Raw genomic sequence first — 18,983 nt, forward strand, 5'->3', positions numbered from 1 at the left:
TTTTTGGTCTTGCTCACGAGTGAGAAAAATCCTGAAACGAGCGCCCATAAAAAAATCACCTTGATAGATCAACTTTCCGTATTTACTTATCTTTACATAGTTTGATTTTTTCGTGCCTACCTACTTATTCAATGATTTATAATAAATATTCTGAATTTAAAAATATAGTAGAAAAGATAATCAGTGAGGTAGCGGATCGTTCATTAATGGATAATGGATAATGGATAATGGATAATTACTTCAAGCAAAACCGTAACGGAATATGGATAAGGAGATATCCTAGCACTTTTTTTCTCCTTAAAAGAATAGGCTTTATACCTTTATTTTTCGGTAAATTTGTTGGCGTATAAGAGCGAATGGGATTCACATAGAGTCCTTTAGAAAATAGCTAATTAGAGAAAAAATTAAGTATTTATACTTAATAAACCTTCTGATTTGACTATGAGGAAGGTGAATAAAGATAATTTATAGAGTATAAATACGAGGCGATTTAACGATTTTTGTCTACTTAATTAGATGATAAAGTGACTCGTGAAAGATGAGTTATCAAAAGTCCCAAAAATGATAAAAACTCTGAAACTATTATTCCTGTTACTTTCTGGAGCTGTTGCCTGATTCTGTGCATATTTCCTCAACAACTGCACTGAGAACTTTTATCTGAATGTTGGCATTTATACCCGCGCTCTCCCCTAGGGGAGCGCCGTATGGGAATGCCAATCGATGTTGCAGTTTCACACGGAGTATGTTAAAATGTAAACATAAGAATAAGCAAGCAGTAAATGGTTGAGAAAGCTTACAAGTTTAGGTTCTATCCTACTCCAGAACAGGCAAACCTGTTGCGGAGAACATTGGGGTGTGTTCGACTGATCTACAACAGAGCTTTAGCTGCTAGAACTCAAGCTTGGTATGAAAACAAAGAGCGAGTAGGGTATAAGCAAACTTCTGCTATGCTGACGAACTGGAAAAAGCAGGAAGATTTAGATTTACTCACACAAGTCAGTAGCGTCCCATTACAGCAAGGTTTGAGACATCTACAAACTGCTTTCACTAACTTTTTCAGTGGGCGGGCTAAATATCCTAATTTCAAGAAAAAACGCGCCGGGTGGTAGTGCTGAATTCACAAAGTCTGCTTTCAAGTGGAAAGATGGTCAAGTTTATCTAGCTAAATGTGCTGAACCATTATCTATAAGGTGGAGTAGGCAACTACCCCAAAACTGTGTGCCTAGTACAATTACTGTCAAACTTGACCCTAGTGGTAGATGGTCTGTATCTTTGAGAGTCAAGGACACCAGAGATTTAAGACTCAAACCGAGTAACAAACAAGTAGGTATTGACTTAGGTATCACCAGTCTTTTAACTACCAGTAATGGAGAAAAAGTAGCCAACCCTAAGAATCTAAACAAATTACACAAGAAACTGAGGCTAGCGGCTAAGTCTCTAAAGAGAAAAACTAAGGGGTCTAATAACTATCAAAAAGCTAGGCTTAAAGTAGCTAGGATACACGCAAAAATTAAAGATTCAAGGCTTGACTATACTCATAAGCTAACATACGTCGCCAATCCGACGGCTGCCCTACAACTAATTAGAGAAAATCAAACTATTGTAGTTGAAGATTTAGCGGTAAAAAATATGGTCCGCGAATCACAAAGCACGCAAGAGCAATTAGTGATGCCAACTGGTCCGAATTAGTCAGGCAATTAGAGTATAAGGCTGATTGGTATGGCCGAGAGTTAATCAAAATTGATAGATATTTCCCTAGTTCGCGCGCGTTGTTCTAATTGTGGTCATGTAGTGGAGAAATTACCTCTAAATATTAGAGAGTGGGATTGTCCTGAATGTGCAGCTCACCACGATCGAGATATTAACGCTAGTATAAATATTTTGCGGATGGGAACCCGCGTCGGCGTCAGACGCAAGCGGTCAGACCCCGCGCCGCCGACAGCTCGCTTGCGGAATGCTGACCAAGAGAGGGAACGCCCACGCTCGAAGGCTGCGGGACTCGCAGTGTCAGCGCCAGTCGCTCATGGGGGAGACCCCCTTTGGCGGCGCTGGCAAGTCTTTAGGAGTGCGCCTTTAGACCATCTGAGAGTAAATCTCGTTTATGCGGGTGCTAAGAAACAGAAAGTCTCTAACAGTGATGCTAGGGAATCCCGCGCTGTCTCGTAGAGCAGCGTTGGGAGGATGTCAAATTAGTTAACTGGGACAAATTTGCAGCTTGTCAGCCAAATTTTAGATATATTGGATAAAGTAACAATTTATGAAGATATATGTCTATCAACATAACTTTGGCTCCTGATTTTACTCACAAAAGAGTGGTTAATAATTACTCTAAAATTAAGCAAATCTTTGAAACTATTGATGCCTATAGCTGTCCAAATTCTTATAACTTTCATATGCATACAATCTACTCCGATGGACAGTTAAGACCTGAGAGTTTAATAGAGCAAGCAATTGCGATCGGTCTCAAAGGTTTGGCCATTACTGACCATCATAGTATTGGTGGTTATCAAATAGCTCAAAGTTGGTTAGAAAACTGGAAATCTATTAATCCAGATCGAGAGCATTTAGCACCTATTCTCTGGAGTGGGGTAGAAATTAATGCCAACTTACTGAATGTTGAGGTACATATTCTCGGATATGGCTTTGATCTAGAACATCCGAGTTTACAACCTTATTTGACAGGAAAGGCGACTAAAGGTCAAGAATATCAAGCTGCTAATGTCATTACTGCTATTCAAGAAGCGGGTGGTTTGGCGGTACTCGCTCATCCCTGTCGTTATAAGCGTTCTGCTACTGACTTAATCAAGGCAGCAGCGAAGTTGGGTATTGATGGCGTCGAGACTTACTATGGTTACACTCATACTAAACCTTGGTCTCCTAGTCCAAAACAAACAGAACAAGTGAAAAAACTTAGTGCTACCTATGGTTTGCTTAATACCTGTGGTACTGATACTCATGGTAAAAATCTTTTGGTACGTTTATAGGGTGGGAATGCCACTATCCCACCCTATTCATCAAAACTAAAATTATCTTAAAATTGGACTAACTAGACCTCTAACTCAAGAGGTCTATTGTTTTGTTTAACTACCATTTGCTATCATTATAGCTGTCAAAAGCATAATCCCTAGACTCATTAGTAATAAAACAATTCCTAGGGATATTGATTGACCTAGATGTATTGAAGAATTTGATACTTTCATAGTTTGTTTTTAACAGTTTTTTAAATGTTTTATTAAAATAACAAGTTTTTAAGAGTTTGTGGGAAATTTTAATATTTTGTAATTAAACTTATATATTCTTTAAAATTTACCGAATAATTAATAATTAAATAATTCGCGCCTTGAAGTCTCCCCTTGGATAGGGGAAAAAGCGGTCGAGGGATGGCGAGGAGACCTCGCCATATCCAATACACAAAGCCCGTGAAAATTAAAAATCAAATCAATTCTCATCCAGAAATTATCTATTCTTTCTTCCTGTTAAGTGTTAAGTGTTAAGTGTTCCCTCTTTTCCACCAGATGTCTAATCGACCAAGAGAGCGGTCGTTTGCGTTAGCGTTAGCGAAGCTCCTCTGCAAGAGGTAGCTCCTCCGAAGGAGGCAAGAGGCAGCATGACCTTAGGAGGGATGGCGAGGTCTCCCGCTCTTACAGAGCCGCGTTTCATGTCGCGTTTGCGCAATTATTCCGTAGGAAAGCGAAACGCAATTCAAGTCGCTCCGCGTTTCGCTGCGCGACATGAAAAACGCGCGTTGTGCGGAACGCTAAACGCCATATCCAATCAACCAAGAGAAAAGAAAATATTCCTTATATTCAATTCCGTAACGGTTAAAACCCGAGGTAATAATCAATTATCCATTATCCATTATCAATTAATGAACTCACCCAGAGGTATAACTTTGAGAAAATTGGGTATGAACTAAAGACAAATAAGACTATTACCAGGCAAAATATCAATAGTTAAACCATTAGCAGATTTCACCGCTTTACTCCCAGTATTGACACTCTGATGTTGCCCACCCATCAATAATAACCATGATTGTTGAGCAATTAATTGAGTGAGTTTGCAGACATTTTTTAGGTTTGTTGAAGTTGCGCCACTGCCCATAACTATAAATATCATTTTCGGATAATCATAGTTATAAATAATTAGGGAGGAGTGAGAAATTAGGAGAAAGAAGGGGAGAAAGAAAGAAGATATAGCTGAAGTCAGAAGGCGCGAAGTTAGATAGGGGAGCTGTCGGTAGGGCGACGTACAGAAGTTAAATTCACAGCACGGACTAAATTTGAGAGGAGCGAGAATGTCCGCGCTAGTAATGGCGACTACTATGTCAGGAGAAGGAAGAGAAAGTTTTTTTTATCACTTATTAAGCGGACATGATACAACCCCAATAATTATTTTTTTCATCAATAAATAGAGAACAGGGAGTTATAAATTACAGTATTTTTAGGTATCATCCCTGCATCTATGTTAAAATGTTAAAATCTTTGTCGTGCCTTCTACATCAAAATATGAAACCTGTAATCATGCCAGCTAATAAGATAAAACCAATCCAAACATTTTGTCTGAATATCTGACCGTAAGGTTTCAAAATATCTTCTTGCCGTAATTTTCCATATTGACTAAACCAAAAAACTGTAGCAATTCCCAGACCTATCCAAAAGCCAATATGTAGCTCCATTTCTATTCCTAATAACCCTAATAAAACAGCAGTTAAAAAGAAAAATATACCCACAACATTAGTAGTATATTCACCAAAAAATAAAGCGCTAGAATTAACACCTAAACGTCGATCATCCTCGCGATCGCTCATGGCATAAACTGTATCAAAACCCAGTGTCCAAACAATAGTTGCACCCCACAATATCCAAGTTGCAGTATCCAACTTAGCTACAGCAGCACTCCAACTAATTAAAACCGCAAAACCCCAAGCAATAGATAATACTAACTGGGGTACTGGAAAAACTCGCTTTGCTAAAGGATAACAGATAATTACTGGAACCGCAGCTACAGATAACCAAAAACTCAGGGGGTTCAGATATAAGGCGATAACTCCCGCACAAGCAAAGGCAATAATGGCAATAAAAATACCTGTTTGAATGGTCAAAGCGCGGGAAGCAAGGGGGCGATCGCGAGTTCTCTCTACTTCTGGATCGATATCCCGATCCCATAAATCGTTAATTACACAACCAGCGGCACTGGTAGCAAATGTTCCTACTACTATTACTCCGACTAATGGTATGGGTGGCATGGCGTGGGTGGCTAAAAATACGGCCCATAAAGCAGGTATCATTAAAATAAAACGTCCAGCAGGTTTATCCCATCTCAGAAGTTTGATTACTTTTATTAAGGTTGATTCTGATTCAGGTAGAGTAGATTGAGTCATTTTAGTTATCAGTTATTAGTTATGAGTTATAATATCAAATTTGTTTATAATTTTGCCTTAAAATGTTTATCTTAATTGCTCAAGCAAAGCTAGGAGCGTAATTATTATTATTCTACTGAACGTAATATAAATTGTGATATTTTTTAGAGGCGATCGCTTCTTCAATTTCATCAAATTAATTTTTTTCATATTCCATTATTTCTAATAAACAAAGATGGAAAACTTGAAAACTTTTTGAAGTATTTTTTGGAGGATTCATCTGGGGTGAAATATCTTTAGCAACTTTCAGTTTTTCTAATCCTCCTTGATGATAACCTGTTCTTTGAAGCACTTCTTGTAAAGCTTCCCAAGTACCACATTTAATGTCGTCCGGGTCACGATATTTAGCATTTTGACTTAGATTTTTAGATACTTTAGGATACGCTTTAGTCAAAGCTGGAATATCTCCAAAAAACCAAGCTTCTAATTCTTCAATCATAATTCTGTTAATTAATTGATATTTCTTTTTACTTTTACTTTTCGTCGCAAATCCAGCATCTCTAGCAATTTTTTCTAACTGTAATTTCAATTTTTTACAATCTTCATTATCTCTATCTACTAAAATTATAATTCTCCAATCATTAGATACCTCTTTTTATAAGCAGCCAAAACTAGACAGGAAGAAATAGAACAGAACATAGACTCTGCTCAACAATCTTCCTTCTCAAACTAACTATAGTAGTTTAACTTAAAGATGAGACGTTTTTTCGTCTGAAACTCGCTCATAGCAAGAAAGCTTTGTCTCAATCTAAAGTTAAATGACTATATTTATATAAATTACTTAATTTCTTCTATTAATTACCCTTCTTTTTCAGCTTTCCCTTTTTGACTTTTTATTTTTTCTTTTCAAATCTTGCTCTCTGCTGAACCACTTCCGGAGGCGGACCATAATCCCCACCTGAAAAATACACCCGCTCTACAATATGTTGTGGTTCAACCTCTATCCATAGGCGGGCACCCCCAGCTTGACTTCTATTAGGTTGATGAGGTTGATAAACTATTTGGCAAGGTCCGTGAATTTTCAGAGCATGACAATAATCTTTTTTATCTCCGACTTTTACAGCAACTGCCGGATGAGAAGTTCCATTTTCCCTGTTGTAATCTATGGTTTTGCGCAGTACATGAACAAAAGTATTGGCTGTACGATTATTTTTGTTCCAAGTACCTTCAGGACCACGAGTACCCGGTATGATTTCTGGCATTCCCCGAGCATTGAGTGGCATCATCCAACGTCGGCCAACTTTGTTCGCACCGATGACTCGCTTTTGATTCAGCAGCAATCGTAATCTACCTGTAGAAATATTAAGTAGAAATGCTGCTTCTGTTGTACTTACATATGAGACAGTTATAACCATAACGTTATAGTTCTTATTACTTATATAAATTTTAATATTTTTATCTACCATAACACGACAAATCATTAAACAAAGCTAGATAAGTATTAAGAAATATTGAAAATTAACAGATTATTTGTTACGATATATTTCATTCTCTCAAAATACTTTTTTTCATAGGTTATACCGTTTTACGGAAGTCAAAAGTAATCGTGAATAAAATAACTTAGGTAAGAAGAGAATTATAACGTTGAACTAAGCCAGGTAAGTTACCCTACCCGACTCGTCTTCAAAACCGGACGTGAGACTTTCACCTCATCCGGCTCCTCTCTTAAACGTCCTTTGTCATAGGTATATCCCTGCTTTAGAACCAACATATCGTCAACCCATAAATATCCTTCAGGTAAGTCCTGTAACTTTGGTTTCGGATACTTTTTGTTATCTAGGGCAGTTTTAGTATGGTGGCAATGTCGGTGCAACAGTTGTTTGTTTTTGTATGTGTTATCACCACCTTCAGAACTTGGTTTTATATGGTCTATTTCCATAAGGTCGGTCGGCCTAAAGGTTAATCCACATTCAGGCGCATTTATTCTTTTGCCGTTTTAACAGCATTGTGACTTCTTTCTTTACGCCCGGATATTTACCGACTCTATTACTCCAATAAGTCCAGTCACCGTCGTAGGGTGATGCAGTACCTTTAACTTTGATGTGCCTTATGATGGGTACATCCGAGTGTCGGTTTAGTATATATTCGCCATCGTTAAGTACCCAATTCCTGGTTCCTTTTACGTTGGGGAAATACTTTTTCTTAACCCATGTGGCTGACTTATTTGGATGCCTCCTACTCACCCATCTCCATAATCTTTTCCATAAGAGCATATCCATTTTGTTGAATATTCTTTTGCTGACTACGGTTGAGAAGTAGTTAGCCCATCCTCTTATTATCGGATTCAGTTTAGCTATAAGAGCTTTAACTGGAGCAGTTTTGTGAGTATCACATATATCTGCAATTTTCCTATAATGAGTTTTAATACTCTTGAAGGACGGTTTAATCAGCGTTTTAAATCCTTGTTTGGTTGACTTAACTTTCCATTGCCTAATTGTGAAACCTAGAAAGTCAAATCCGGGTTTATTTCCTTCGTGTTCCTCTAAGGTATGGGCAATTTTGGTTTTTGGAGGTTTTAGTTCTAATCCTACCTGGTTTAACCATTCCTGTATTACGGTCTTTGCTTGCAGGACTACTTTGATGTCTTCGTGTAGGATAACAAAGTCGAGACTCATAGCGTATTAGAGAAAGACTACTTATTTTGTTACGTTTGCCTATTTGATTACCTCTTTTATCTTTCATATCGAGGGTTTTGGCAAATTCCATTAATCTTTCTTCCATACCGTGTAAGGCGATGTTTGCGCTTTAGAGGTGATATTACCCCTCCCTGTGGTGTACCCACCCCCATCCCCTCCCGGGAGGGGAGCAAGAGGGGTGGGTGGAATTGGTTTTTGTCAACTACACCAGACTTTAACCATTGCTTGATTAGTTGTCTGTAGGGAGTCTTTCCAATCTTTCCTAGCAGTGCATCATGGTTAATTCGGTCAAAACATTTGGATATGTCAGCATCAAGAACGTATTTTGGTTTGATTCTGATGCTGTTAAAGATGGCTTCAATGGCATCATGTGTTGACCTCCGGAAAAGACCATAGCTATTAGGTTCAAAGTGTGCTTCCAATTCTGGTTCCATACCTAATTTAACCAGGGCTTGTAAGGCTCTGTCGTACATTGTGGGGATTCCAAGCGGTCGCTTTTCATCTTTACCTGGTTTTGGTATCCAGACTCTGCGGGTAGGGCTTGCTTTGAGATAGCGTGATGAAAGTAGGTTTACCAAGTTGAAACGTTGCATTGGTGGTAGATTTTTGATTCCGTCCACGCCAGCAGTTTTCTTACCTTGGTTATCCTGGGTCACGCGCCTAACAGCTAGCAACAAGGCGTAATAACTTTTGGTCAGAAGTCTTTGGTATTTACGCCGGAAAGCGGATTTCGCCACGGCTGGATGCTCTGTAAATTAAATGCATGCAACTTAAATATATTCTTCTCAACCCGTCTCCAGTCAATATCTCTCCACTTGAGATTTGGATTGACACTGACTTGATTCGGTATATTGTCTGTATCCCATGCCACGCTTAAAAATGGTTTAGGGTTTCCTAAACATCTTTTTAGTGTTTTAGCCTTATTCATTGCTAATGATTACCTTACATTACGTCTAACAGTGGGTACGTCAGCAATGAATAATGAATAATGAATAATGATTAGAGCGCATACGCGTAAACTTCGCCAAAAGTGTTATAACATCTAGCTTTTAGTAATTGGGGATTGACTGAACAATAACTCCCATTACTTAAGTATAGCAAGCAATTCAGCCTCTGAATATTTACTCGCTCTGCGCAGCTCTTAATTATTAATTATTAATTATTAATTATTAATTATTAATTATTAATTAGTATGCTTCTTAGCCAATCCTATTCTCCCTAAGACCTGCAACCTTTGTGCAGATTGACCTTGAATGGCTTGCCTTCGATTTCGACCTATATTCTCAGGTGTCTTAGGGAGGTTTCCTCGTTCCCTTATTCCTTTTTACGGCTGATTTAGTGAGGTAAAGTCTCCGGAAGGGTGTGGTATGGTTGTTGATATTACCTTTACAATAGTAATATCCATAGACCCTCTGACTTTCGTCCTACATCCCATAGCTACCTTTGGGATGTTTCTGAATAACGAGAGTTTAATTACTTCGTGTTCGTCCACTTGTCAGTCTTTTGCTTGCGGTATCGTTCCTCGGTAACTGGTATTTTCCCGCTTTTAGACCAGCTTCACCAGTTTGATGTTCATTCTCACCAGTGTGGCCTATGCTGTCAACCCAACAACAGGGCGGATGGAATCTCACCACCAAGGGTATAAGAGTTTTCCTGTGGCCATATATTTAACCTCCTTCAAGATTAGCCACGGAAGGCTAGGTATACCTACTTTTCAGCAGTCTTGACTAGCCAACGAGTCGCACTGATAAATTCTCAATCTAAGACAGTATAAAAAATGAGTAGAACTCGGAATAATAGCGTTTATCAAGTTACTGAAGTATAGTTGTTTTTCCTATTCGCACATAACCATAACTCCTGCTCCCTACTGCCTAAAAATTACGAGCTTTGTACCTCACGCTTTTTGGGAATCGCTATATCCATTTTTTATATCCTTTTAATCGTTTCGGTAGTTTAGAAAGTAAATCTCGTTTACCCTGAAAAGAGTGAGTATCAAAAGTTATCCGATCGCCCAGAATATTTGCGAATAAATGACAGAGAGTTTCCTCCGTTGAAAAATCTTCCACTAGAAATTTAATATGCACTCGTTAGCTACTCCTATACTTACTAATTTCTAGCTGGATTTTTGCGTGGAGCGCCTTGATTTTTTAAAGGATTTCCAAATTCAATATAGCCTTCCATCCATAAATTACCTAAAGATGCTCCTGCTTCCATAAATTCTTTAATGCCTCGCATTTCGCTAGTACGTTTAACCTGAGTATAACCATTTTCATCTCGGTAAAGTACCCATAATTATTGTGGTCTTATCCCATCAATAAAAAACGGATAATTAGCTTTCACCATCAATTGAGTATTAGCTGAAGCAGCACGACGCTCTTCAGGAAGTTATAGTAATAAACGAGGATATAAATTATTTTCAGGTTCTTCAATACCGATAAGTTGTGGTGGATATGGGTCGTGTAAAACAGTAAGATAAGCTAACATTTTTAAAGTACCATCAGAAGCAAACTTTGCTAATATTGGTGTAGCAAAAAGAGCATTTTTTATCTGTAGTAAAAGTCTCCCATCTTGCATAGTTGAAGCTTCAACTTTTTCTAAACGTGGAAATCGACGAGAAAGAATATCAAGAATTTTTTCAAGTCGTTCTGAATGTTGTTCTTTAAGATATTGAATAACATTAGGTAAATTATCACCTGTTGGCGATAATCTTTCTTGGGCACCAGCTTCAGGAATACTGCGAGTATTGTCCGCAGTTAAATAGGAAAGATGCCAACCTGTAATAAATTTTCTCAAGGCACTAACACGAGGATGTTTAGCAAATTGTCCTAGGGTACTTACTGCTAAAAATTCAGCAGATTCTAGTTTTTCAGATACTCTTTCGTCTTCTGCATCAGGCATTTCTCCAGTAGTTACTTTTCCTTCCCCTTCTTTAAAGTCTAAAAACTTAAAAGTTTTCCTCTTTTTGCTATTCTCCATTCCAACCATTATTCAGCAACATAAGGACTTTTTATTCTTTCATAAATTGCAAGATTATATGTAATTAAAGGCGATGTTTTCGTTCCTCTATATTTAATTTCAAATACTATATTTACTTCAGTATTTATAGTTATTAATTATCTAAATTTATCCTTTTTTTTCAAGCTTTTCTGAGACCGTATGTAAAACATTCTGATCAAAAAGCAAAGACATCAAATATTGTTGATTTACCACTACTATTAGGACCTAAAAATACAGTTAACGGAGTGATTTTTTTTAGTTCTAAATCACGCAGAGCGCAATAGTTTTGCACTCGTAGATATTCAATTCTGGGAATAGATTTTTTTGGCATTGTTTTAGTTTGATTTCGGTAGACCATTGTAGGAGCGATTCGCGAATCGCCCCTACAGGGTTTTGGTTATGACGCGAGGTTAAATCAATCTGAAAGGCACTATAAAGTGGTTATGCGTAAGTCCTGATAGATGATTTTGTCTGAGTCAAATACGCTTGTTACAGGTAAGAAACCTGTGCTACAAGTTTTTTTCTGTTACAGGCAAGATGCCTATTTTACGAGTTTTTTCTCTTAGCTAATACCTTAAGAAGCATAATTTGTCAATAGAAAAAGTCCATTTTAGTTATTTTTTGTCATAATAAAACAGATGACATTATTTAATCTAAAATTTAACAAACTTGTAAATTAGGACACATTTATATGGTTACATCTGTTCCTCTAGTTAGAATTCCTACTCCACTAGGAAACAAAGACCGTATCTTGGCGGCAATAGATATGGGTACCAACTCGTTACATTTGGTGGTAGTAAAAATTGACCCCAGGTTACCCACTTTTACCATTATTGACCGAGACAAAGAAACAGTCAGACTGGGAGAGTGCGGAACGAAGAGTAATTTAAAACCAGAAGTGATGGATAGAGCGATCGCTACTTTGGAGCGTTTCCAAAAAATTGCCAAAAGTGCTAATGCGGAACAAACTATCACAGTTGCTACCAGTGCTGTACGGGAAGCACCCAATGGCAAAGAATTTCTCAACAGAATAGCTGATGAGTTAAACCTATATGTTAACTTAATCTCCGGTCAAGAAGAAGCACGACGAATTTATCTAGGGGTGCTTTCAGCAATGGAATTTAACAACCAACCCCATATTATTATTGATATTGGTGGAGGTTCGACAGAGTTGATATTAGGTGATAGCGATACACCGAGAACTCTAAGTAGTACAAAAGTAGGTGCAGTACGTCTGACGAAAGAATTTGTTACCACTGACCCCATTAGTAAGAGTCAGTTTGCATATTTGCAAGCATACACTAGAGGTTTATTGGAACGTCCGACAGAAGAATTATTAGCTAACATCAACAAAGGTGAACAACCTCGGTTAGTGGGAACTGCTGGTACTATTGAAACTTTAGCAACTATTCATGCTTATGAAAAATTGGGAAGTGTACCAACTCCTCTGGGGGGTTATCAGTTTAGTTTTGCCGAATTGGAAGAGTTAATAAACAAGTTAAGGAAACTATCTATTTCTGAAAGACTAGAAGTTCCAGGAATGTCTGAAAAGCGAGCAGAAATAATTTTGGCGGGTGCTTTGGTGTTACAGGAAGCAATGAGTTTATTAGGAATGGAGTCGCTAACTGTCTGTGAAAGAAGTTTGAGGGAGGGTGTAATAGTTGACTGGATGTTGAATCATGGTTTGATAGACGATCGCCTCCGTTTTCAAAGTTCAATTCGCCAACGTAACACCCTCAAAATTGCCCAAAAATATCAGGTCAATATGGAATATAGCGAACGGGTTGCTTCTTGGGCGTTGTATTTATTTGACCAAACTCAGGGAGTGCTGCATGAGTGGGGATGTGATGAACGAGAGTTATTATGGTCAGCAGGAATTTTGCATAATTGTGGTTTATATGTAAGTCATTCAGAACACCATAAACATTCTTATTATTTGATTCGGAATGGGGAGTTACTGGGGTATAGTGAGATTGAAATTGAAGTTATTGCTAATTTAGCTCGTTATCACCGCAAGAGTTTACCTAAGAAAAAACACGAGCATTATCAAAATTTACCCAAAAAATATCAACAAGTTGTGTCTGAGTTGAGTGCATTGTTGCGGTTAGCGATAGCTTTAGATAGGCGACAAAAAGGAGCGATCGCTAATGTGAAATGTTGGTTAAACAAAAATCAACGGGAATTTCATCTCTGGTTACGACCTACTGACCCTAAAGATGATTGTGCTTTGGAGTTGTGGAGTTTGGAATATAAGAAGGAGGCGTTTGAGGAAGAGTTTGGTTTAAAATTAATAGTAAAGTTAGAAACTGCAATGGTATCTGTTTGAAGAAGGATGAACTACCCCGCTGTTTAGAGAGGCGGGGTTTCAGAAACCTCACCTAAAACATCGGTTTAGTTAATTCTATTATATTCGGGTGTAATATCAAATCCCGTTATGCAATAATCGCAAAATTACTTCCTCTTAACACAGACATACTATTCAATACATTATATAATTCAATGGTTCAAGTATTTTTTTTTCCTGACTCCTGAGGAGTGACTCCTCAGCGATAGAATTACTAGGATTCTAAGAGTATTATAGCAACTACTATCATTTACGAAAAATCAATATTTTATAGAGAAGTTTAATCCTTGAAATACTTATCCAAAAATATAGCAATCTAAGTAAAGGTTAAGACATTTCTAAATTATCGCGCCTCAGTTAGATAAAATCCGGTAGCATTGGTGTAATTAGATATAGAGGGTGGGGAGATGGGGAGAGATAGAAAGATTTGGCAATAGCTGAAGATGGAACATTTTTTTACACCGAACCCGAGCGGATTTCATATCAGAGATTATTTTTGACGTTTGCATTTTGGACTTTTGGCAAAAATTAAGTCAAAATACTTAGTTTTTATGAAATTTTTGTAAATATCAAGTAGAAATACTTGCTTTCTTTACAGGGAATTGTTATAAAGTAACTAATTAAACAAACACAAATCCAAAACATAATCAATAACATGATTAACTCTAAATTCCTTGCTGGTTTAACTGCTACAGTTGCATTTACTGGTGTAATGGCGAATGCTGGTATTGCTAATGCTCTGACTAAAACATTTACAGACACTGTCGATCTAGCACCAACAGATATTACGGATGCCCTCTTATCACTTGAAAAATTTGATGGTAGTCTTGGTACACTTCAAAGTGTCACAGTTGGCTTTGATGGACAAATCGTGGGCGATGCCAAAGTAGAGAGCCTAGATGCACAAGCTCAAACTTTAACTTTTAGTCTTGAAGGTATTTTGCAGTTACTTGAGTCTACTGATAGTCTCAATAACCCTTTGTTTGAAGAAACAGCAAGTGCATCAGATTCATTTGATGCAACTGCTGATGATGGTAATACAGATTTTGGAGGTACTTCTGGTAGCACCTTTGACGGACTAATAGCTTCATTAAGTGGAGAGAACTTTTATAATGACCAAGCTGTATTAGATTTCTTCACTGGTGATGATAATGTACAGTTTTTATTCTCTGCTTCCACTGATTCAGAGGTGACAGGTGCAGCTAACATTGCCTCTATTATTTCTACACAAGCTGGAGCGAGTGTTACAGTGACATACCAATATGACGACTTGAGTGGTGGTGGTTCACCTGATAAAGTACCTGAACCTTCTGCTATACTTGCTTTAGGTTTATTTGCTGGTGCAGGTATTTTATCCAAAAAGAAATCAGCCAATAAGGCTTAAATCAAATGAATTACTAAATTAAAATCCTGATAATTTCCCACCTCTTCAAAATTCTATCGCGACAGAGCCTCTTGGTTATGAGAGGCTCTTATGCTTATTTTTAAAATATTATCATAAATAATAATACCGTTTCACGGAAGTCATGCGTTCAAAAGTCATGCATTAAGATTTTACAGGCTCAAAACTTTGACCAAAAAATCAGGTCAATAGCCTACCCTTTCAAGGGGATGAAAAAAAATCAACTTCAGTATTTCAAGCCAGAGGCTTCAGTCAGAGGTACTCTTAACGAAGTTCAGACCTAGGAAGCTAACTGTTTCGCTGCGCGACATGAAAAGCGAAGCTCAGACTCAGGAGGCTAACTGATAACTGAAATGACCCTACAGCAATTTCCGGAAATTATTTCATGTTTGAGTAAGATAAGTAGTGTAGCCTAAGTTGATGAAATTGGTATAAAAAGTCTTTAAAGCAAGGCAACAAGAGGAAAAAGAAAAATAGAACTTTAATCCTTGAAGCCCTTAATTTTTATGTTGGAGATATCTATTAATTGGGAATTTTTGCTTCAAGTTTCTTAGTTCATCAAGTATTGCCATCTCTTTCAAAGGTTCATCAATACAATGAGTTTTGGTATACTCCAAAATAGCACTGGAGAATTCTGTGAAAATCTCAAAGACCTCTTTAACAACTTTATCAACATTTTTATGCAATTCGACTGGAATTTGGAGATGTCTAATGAATTTCTCTTGCTCTTCCGAGTGCATCTGATAATTATAATCTACCAAGAAGTAAAACCGCTCAAAGTGATAGTATGTCTGTTGAGAAATTTCCCGTAAATCAATTACTGCTTTTGCCGTTGCACTGAGAAAAATATTGGCGATCGCTTCAATTGCTTTGATCATAACCAATTTTTGAATAGGATGCGCTTGATAGGCAAGTCGATACAGTCTATAAGTAGTCCAGCGAGAGAAATTAGTTTTTTTACTCCAAAGGTATCTGAGAGTCTTACTAAATTGAAGTGAGTAGTCTATTCCGAGTTTTTCTAAATCCTCTAAAAACCAAATCCAATGTTTGTCATCTTCATAAGTATGCTGATTGATTAAATCTTGAATTGGATCATCTGTTAGGATGTCTCGAAAAACACAAGTATTGAGTTCTCCAAAACCCATGACGAAAAAGGCAAAGCAAGGTGCAAAAGCTAGTCTTTTTTGAGGAGCAATAGCCTCGTTTCTGAGGAATTTATATAGGGAATGCTGACTGAACTCCACCTGCTTGTGTTCAATCAAACTCAATATCTCTTTCATACTAATCTTTTTCATACTAAAAAATCTTTCCGTAGTTTTACCCACATAAATATATACAGAAAATATACAAATGTTTACTAAATATAAATAATTGTATATCAAATCTAAAAAAATATAAAAATATATTAAAATTCTTAATTAAAGTATAAATTAATACATATTTATTGGCAATAAGATAAATTTTTCATTTTCAAATACTAGAAGTAGTATGAATGCCTGTAATGTAATAAGTGTTTATACTTAAAAAAATCATTTTTAAATTGGCTTTGTATTTATTTATCCAATTGGCAGTGTCCATTGAATCCTGACTTTTGACTCGCCATGTATAAAACTACATTTTGAAATACGAAATGTAGGTATTCTTGTTATCTAATTTAATGAGTAATTATACTTAACAAAATCTAGATACTTTGCATAATAAGGTTATGCTTCAATTTGAAGTGCGGAATATGAGACAATAACTTTGAATAGCAATATTACTCACAAATTTTATTCCCTGACCAGCGAGATTGACGAGATTGACTAGTTAGACGACCACCTCGTCTTTGTAAAGCAGTTCCCTAGAGAGTTGGGAACGAAAGTTTTCCAGAAAGTTCTGGCCATTATTGAATTACGCGATCGCGAAAACAACTGAATCACTTCATTGGGATCTACTTGATTTCTCTAAGAGAGTGAATGCACATATTTCTTCATCACTCCAAATTCTCGTGGTTTGTTCTGCTTCGTCACACATTAGGAGAATTCGAGGGTGTAAAATTTTTTGGGCTGGTGCATGGCCATTTCTCGTAATTTTTTCTAGGTTATCTTTTTGTTCTACCGTTCTTAGAAACCTATGATTATCTATATAAATCTATGATTTTCGTGCTTACAATCTGTTCTATTCCCTATTCCACTGGCAACGTCGGCGTTATCCAGCTCCTCTGGCTGCCACGGTCGTTTGCTGTTGCTTCGCAAAACTGGCGTAACGCAACTAAGATCGCGAAACGCGCATTTCGGAGCGGAGCTCTTACTGACCGCCGAAGTTAGATTTAAACTAGCATTCAAATCTCGAGCGCAACTGAAACCACAGTGTTCGCACTCTATAACTCTTTCAGATAAAGATAGAGAATTTTTAACCTGACCACACCTACTGCAAGTCTTAGAACTAGGAAACCATCTATCAACGATGATTAAGGATGAAGCATATAACTCACACTTGTACTCGCGCCTGTCTACGAAACTCGTAAAAACCCATATCAGCAATAGCCTTAGCTACGTTGCATGCAACGTAGCTGTGATTTGCCATCATTCCTGATACATTTAAGTCTTCTATTACTATCTGGCTGTGGTTTTTCGCCAAGTAAGTAGTTAGCTTGTGCAATGTATCATTCCTGATATTGGCTACCTTTGTGTGTAGTCTCGCTATTTTTAGCTGTGCTGCCCTCCAGTTATTAGATAACTTGACTTTGTGTCGGTTTAAATATTGCAACCGAGATAGTTTAGCTTCTAACTTTCTGTAGGATTTAGCACCAGGAAATACTTCGCCAGTCGAGAGTGTAGCTAAAGATTTTACACCTAAATCTACACCAACTACATCCACTGATTTCTCGGTAATTTGGGGTATGGTTTCCATAGGGAAACTAATAAACCATCTATCAGCTTTCCTGGCTTAAGTTACAGATTTAGGAAATACATTATCTGGTAAAATTTCAAATGTTTTCACCCATCCAATTCTCGGTAATTTTATACGATTAAAGCCTACCGATATTGAGCCATCTAAATAATTAATAATTAATAATTAATAATTAATAATTAGTTTTCTTTTAACAAAATTGTTAAATGCTTGATCGCCATTCACGATACAGTCGGAACTGGAGCATTTTGTCACATGAAACCAACTGTTTTATTAAGAAAAAAACTTTTTACTGTCCAGTTAGTTTTCTTTCATTATTAATTGTTCATTGTTCATTATTCATTACTATTCTACCTTTTTTCTTGAATTTAGGCATTCCCGACACTTTGCTAAAGCACCGTTTCCAAGCAACGGACAAATACCTTAAAGCATATTGGGGTGCTGTTTTAGATACTTCGTATCGACCAATAGTTATTAGGCTTAACCATTGCTACTAATAGTTTATGAAGGTCAATTGCAGTCGGGAATTTGATTTTGTTGCCTGGGTAGTTTTGGTTATGCTGTAATATATTTCTGGTTAGCCACAATCCCCAATTGTAAGCATGACGCGCCACACCCGCGTGTTTAGCCAGCAAGGTTTTTTGCCGATTTGTGGCGTGTAACTCAGCGCGTGAATCCTAGTAGCATCAAATAAAATATAGATAATCACAGGTTATAGCAAATAATCTATGATTATATCAAGCTGTTAATTACCCTCAGATATACTTGATCTCGCCGACCTCTTCTCATGATTATTGTTCTCCATTGCTGACTATTCTATTGCACCATTTTAGCTGCGTCGGTCCACAGCGCTTGTTTTTGATTGTTTATTTTTAGCGATATAGCTACCGCACTTGCTCCGCCAATGCTTGTCTTGACAATAGTAACTTTTGGCTGGCTATTCTAATGCACTATTTTAGCTGTGTCGCTCCACTACTGGACTTTCGGTGCCTTACGCTGTTGCTTTTCATGTTGCGCAGCAAAACGCACCCTAGGAAATTATAACTTCTGACTTTTGAGTTCTAATATCATGTTCGGATAATCAGTTATAATAAAATTTAAGGACTGAGAGTACCGACACCTGCCAAAGAAATACTGAAATTATCAATACCCCATCTCCAATATTTCTTATATATTCCTCCTGTCTTCCCTCCTGAGGACTAAGGACTGAGGACTGACTCCTCACAACAGTTATTTCTCACGGGGTGACAAGCTAGTTGAAAGCTATATATAGAGACGAATTTGCGTTCGGGA

At 37.3% G+C, this 18,983-nt stretch carries 18 protein-coding genes and 2 pseudogenes; 7 read left to right on the top strand and 13 right to left on the bottom strand.

The window, feature by feature from the left end:
* Nucleotides 1–779: 779 nt before the first annotated feature.
* The 5 genes from F6K22_RS43420 (at nucleotide 780) to F6K22_RS07025 (ending at nucleotide 2,984) form a co-directional block, all read left to right on the top strand.
* A complete protein-coding gene (locus tag F6K22_RS43420) occupies nucleotides 780–1,109 on the top strand; it encodes an RNA-guided endonuclease InsQ/TnpB family protein (protein ID WP_483244114.1) in 330 nt (109 codons plus the stop codon).
* On the top strand, nucleotides 1,060–1,689 hold the full coding sequence (locus F6K22_RS43425; RefSeq protein WP_483244115.1) for an RNA-guided endonuclease InsQ/TnpB family protein: 630 nt from the start codon (nucleotides 1,060–1,062) through the stop codon (nucleotides 1,687–1,689). The genes F6K22_RS43420 and F6K22_RS43425 overlap by 50 nt, the downstream gene beginning before the upstream one ends.
* Nucleotides 1,662–1,778, top strand: coding sequence for a zinc ribbon domain-containing protein (locus F6K22_RS43430; protein ID WP_483244117.1), 117 nt, complete (start codon nucleotides 1,662–1,664; stop codon nucleotides 1,776–1,778). Before F6K22_RS43425 ends, F6K22_RS43430 begins: the two co-directional genes overlap by 28 nt.
* Nucleotides 1,741–2,166 carry a zinc ribbon domain-containing protein gene (locus tag F6K22_RS43435; RefSeq protein WP_483244116.1) on the top strand — a complete coding sequence of 142 codons (426 nt, stop codon included), beginning with the start codon at nucleotides 1,741–1,743 and terminating at the stop codon, nucleotides 2,164–2,166. Before F6K22_RS43430 ends, F6K22_RS43435 begins: the two co-directional genes overlap by 38 nt.
* A 101-nt stretch (nucleotides 2,167–2,267) precedes the next feature.
* Complete coding sequence (locus F6K22_RS07025; protein ID WP_293095077.1) at nucleotides 2,268–2,984, top strand: PHP domain-containing protein; 717 nt, start codon at nucleotides 2,268–2,270, stop codon at nucleotides 2,982–2,984.
* A 928-nt stretch (nucleotides 2,985–3,912) separates the two neighbouring features.
* Here F6K22_RS07025 and F6K22_RS07030 read toward each other — a convergent pair.
* The 9 genes and pseudogenes from F6K22_RS07030 to F6K22_RS07070 form a co-directional block, all read right to left on the bottom strand.
* Nucleotides 3,913–4,116, bottom strand: a complete 204-nt coding sequence (locus tag F6K22_RS07030) for an SLOG cluster 4 domain-containing protein (RefSeq protein WP_293095080.1) — start codon at nucleotides 4,114–4,116, stop codon at nucleotides 3,913–3,915.
* A gap of 382 nt (nucleotides 4,117–4,498) precedes the next feature.
* A complete protein-coding gene (locus F6K22_RS07035; protein ID WP_293095083.1) occupies nucleotides 4,499–5,380 on the bottom strand; it encodes a 4-hydroxybenzoate solanesyltransferase in 882 nt (293 codons plus the stop codon).
* 175 nt (nucleotides 5,381–5,555) lie between these two features.
* A complete protein-coding gene (locus tag F6K22_RS07040) occupies nucleotides 5,556–5,990 on the bottom strand; it encodes a DUF4276 family protein (RefSeq protein ID WP_293095116.1) in 435 nt (144 codons plus the stop codon).
* Between the two features lie 262 nt (nucleotides 5,991–6,252).
* Nucleotides 6,253–6,774 (bottom strand): DNA-binding protein, encoded by a 522-nt coding sequence (locus F6K22_RS07045; protein ID WP_293095086.1) that lies wholly within the window; start codon nucleotides 6,772–6,774, stop codon nucleotides 6,253–6,255.
* Nucleotides 6,775–7,022: 248 nt separating this feature from the next.
* Nucleotides 7,023–8,983, bottom strand: a pseudogene (gene ltrA / locus F6K22_RS07050) (group II intron reverse transcriptase/maturase).
* Nucleotides 8,984–9,968: 985 nt separating this feature from the next.
* The gene (locus F6K22_RS07055) at nucleotides 9,969–10,121 is read right to left on the bottom strand and encodes a hypothetical protein (RefSeq protein WP_293095088.1); all 153 of its coding nucleotides are present in this window, start codon (nucleotides 10,119–10,121) and stop codon (nucleotides 9,969–9,971) included.
* Nucleotides 10,122–10,161: 40 nt separating this feature from the next.
* The gene (locus F6K22_RS07060; RefSeq protein WP_293095091.1) at nucleotides 10,162–10,290 is read right to left on the bottom strand and encodes a hypothetical protein; all 129 of its coding nucleotides are present in this window, start codon (nucleotides 10,288–10,290) and stop codon (nucleotides 10,162–10,164) included.
* Nucleotides 10,291–10,440: 150 nt separating this feature from the next.
* Complete coding sequence (locus tag F6K22_RS07065; protein WP_293095094.1) at nucleotides 10,441–11,031, bottom strand: AAA family ATPase; 591 nt, start codon at nucleotides 11,029–11,031, stop codon at nucleotides 10,441–10,443.
* 196 nt (nucleotides 11,032–11,227) lie between these two features.
* Nucleotides 11,228–11,383 carry an AAA family ATPase gene (locus F6K22_RS07070; RefSeq protein ID WP_293095097.1) on the bottom strand — a complete coding sequence of 52 codons (156 nt, stop codon included), beginning with the start codon at nucleotides 11,381–11,383 and terminating at the stop codon, nucleotides 11,228–11,230.
* 360 nt (nucleotides 11,384–11,743) lie between these two features.
* Here F6K22_RS07070 and F6K22_RS07075 point away from each other — a divergent pair, with 360 nt between their 5' ends.
* Together F6K22_RS07075 and F6K22_RS07080 are read left to right on the top strand one after the other, a co-directional pair.
* Nucleotides 11,744–13,378, top strand: a complete 1,635-nt coding sequence (locus tag F6K22_RS07075; RefSeq protein WP_293095100.1) for a Ppx/GppA phosphatase family protein — start codon at nucleotides 11,744–11,746, stop codon at nucleotides 13,376–13,378.
* A gap of 673 nt (nucleotides 13,379–14,051) precedes the next feature.
* A complete protein-coding gene (locus F6K22_RS07080; RefSeq protein WP_293095103.1) occupies nucleotides 14,052–14,780 on the top strand; it encodes a PEP-CTERM sorting domain-containing protein in 729 nt (242 codons plus the stop codon).
* Nucleotides 14,781–15,295: 515 nt separating this feature from the next.
* On the opposite strand, the gene F6K22_RS07085 is transcribed toward F6K22_RS07080, so the two are convergent.
* The 4 genes and pseudogenes from F6K22_RS07085 to F6K22_RS07100 form a co-directional block, all read right to left on the bottom strand.
* Nucleotides 15,296–16,078, bottom strand: a complete 783-nt coding sequence (locus tag F6K22_RS07085) for a hypothetical protein (RefSeq protein WP_293095106.1) — start codon at nucleotides 16,076–16,078, stop codon at nucleotides 15,296–15,298.
* An 840-nt stretch (nucleotides 16,079–16,918) separates the two neighbouring features.
* Nucleotides 16,919–17,320, bottom strand: a complete 402-nt coding sequence (locus F6K22_RS07090) for a zinc ribbon domain-containing protein (protein WP_293095109.1) — start codon at nucleotides 17,318–17,320, stop codon at nucleotides 16,919–16,921.
* Nucleotides 17,268–17,690 carry an RNA-guided endonuclease InsQ/TnpB family protein gene (locus F6K22_RS07095; protein WP_293095111.1) on the bottom strand — a complete coding sequence of 141 codons (423 nt, stop codon included), beginning with the start codon at nucleotides 17,688–17,690 and terminating at the stop codon, nucleotides 17,268–17,270. The genes F6K22_RS07090 and F6K22_RS07095 overlap by 53 nt, the downstream gene beginning before the upstream one ends.
* Before the next feature lie 446 nt (nucleotides 17,691–18,136).
* Nucleotides 18,137–18,343: pseudogene (locus tag F6K22_RS07100) on the bottom strand (helix-turn-helix domain-containing protein); the annotation flags it as partial.
* Between the last annotated feature and the right edge of the window lie 640 nt (nucleotides 18,344–18,983).

It is taken from the genome of Okeania sp. SIO2F4 (assembly GCF_010672385.1).
Taxonomy (GTDB): domain Bacteria; phylum Cyanobacteriota; class Cyanobacteriia; order Cyanobacteriales; family Microcoleaceae; genus Trichodesmium.

Excerpts from the sequence above, each read along its gene's own strand:
- F6K22_RS43420 (WP_483244114.1), top strand. The coding sequence starts at position 780 with ATGGTTGAGAAAGCTTACAAGTTTAGGTTCTATCCTACTCCAGAACAG.
- F6K22_RS07025 (WP_293095077.1), top strand. The coding sequence starts at position 2,268 with ATGTCTATCAACATAACTTTGGCTCCTGATTTTACTCACAAAAGAGTG.
- F6K22_RS07030 (WP_293095080.1), bottom strand. The coding sequence starts at position 4,116 with ATGATATTTATAGTTATGGGCAGTGGCGCAACTTCAACAAACCTAAAA.
- F6K22_RS07035 (WP_293095083.1), bottom strand. The coding sequence starts at position 5,380 with ATGACTCAATCTACTCTACCTGAATCAGAATCAACCTTAATAAAAGTA.
- F6K22_RS07045 (WP_293095086.1), bottom strand. The coding sequence starts at position 6,774 with ATGGTTATAACTGTCTCATATGTAAGTACAACAGAAGCAGCATTTCTA.
- F6K22_RS07060 (WP_293095091.1), bottom strand. The coding sequence starts at position 10,290 with ATGCGAGGCATTAAAGAATTTATGGAAGCAGGAGCATCTTTAGGTAAT.
- F6K22_RS07065 (WP_293095094.1), bottom strand. The coding sequence starts at position 11,031 with ATGGAGAATAGCAAAAAGAGGAAAACTTTTAAGTTTTTAGACTTTAAA.
- F6K22_RS07070 (WP_293095097.1), bottom strand. The coding sequence starts at position 11,383 with ATGCCAAAAAAATCTATTCCCAGAATTGAATATCTACGAGTGCAAAAC.
- F6K22_RS07075 (WP_293095100.1), top strand. The coding sequence starts at position 11,744 with ATGGTTACATCTGTTCCTCTAGTTAGAATTCCTACTCCACTAGGAAAC.
- F6K22_RS07080 (WP_293095103.1), top strand. The coding sequence starts at position 14,052 with ATGATTAACTCTAAATTCCTTGCTGGTTTAACTGCTACAGTTGCATTT.
- F6K22_RS07085 (WP_293095106.1), bottom strand. The coding sequence starts at position 16,078 with ATGAAAGAGATATTGAGTTTGATTGAACACAAGCAGGTGGAGTTCAGT.
- F6K22_RS07095 (WP_293095111.1), bottom strand. The coding sequence starts at position 17,690 with ATGGAAACCATACCCCAAATTACCGAGAAATCAGTGGATGTAGTTGGT.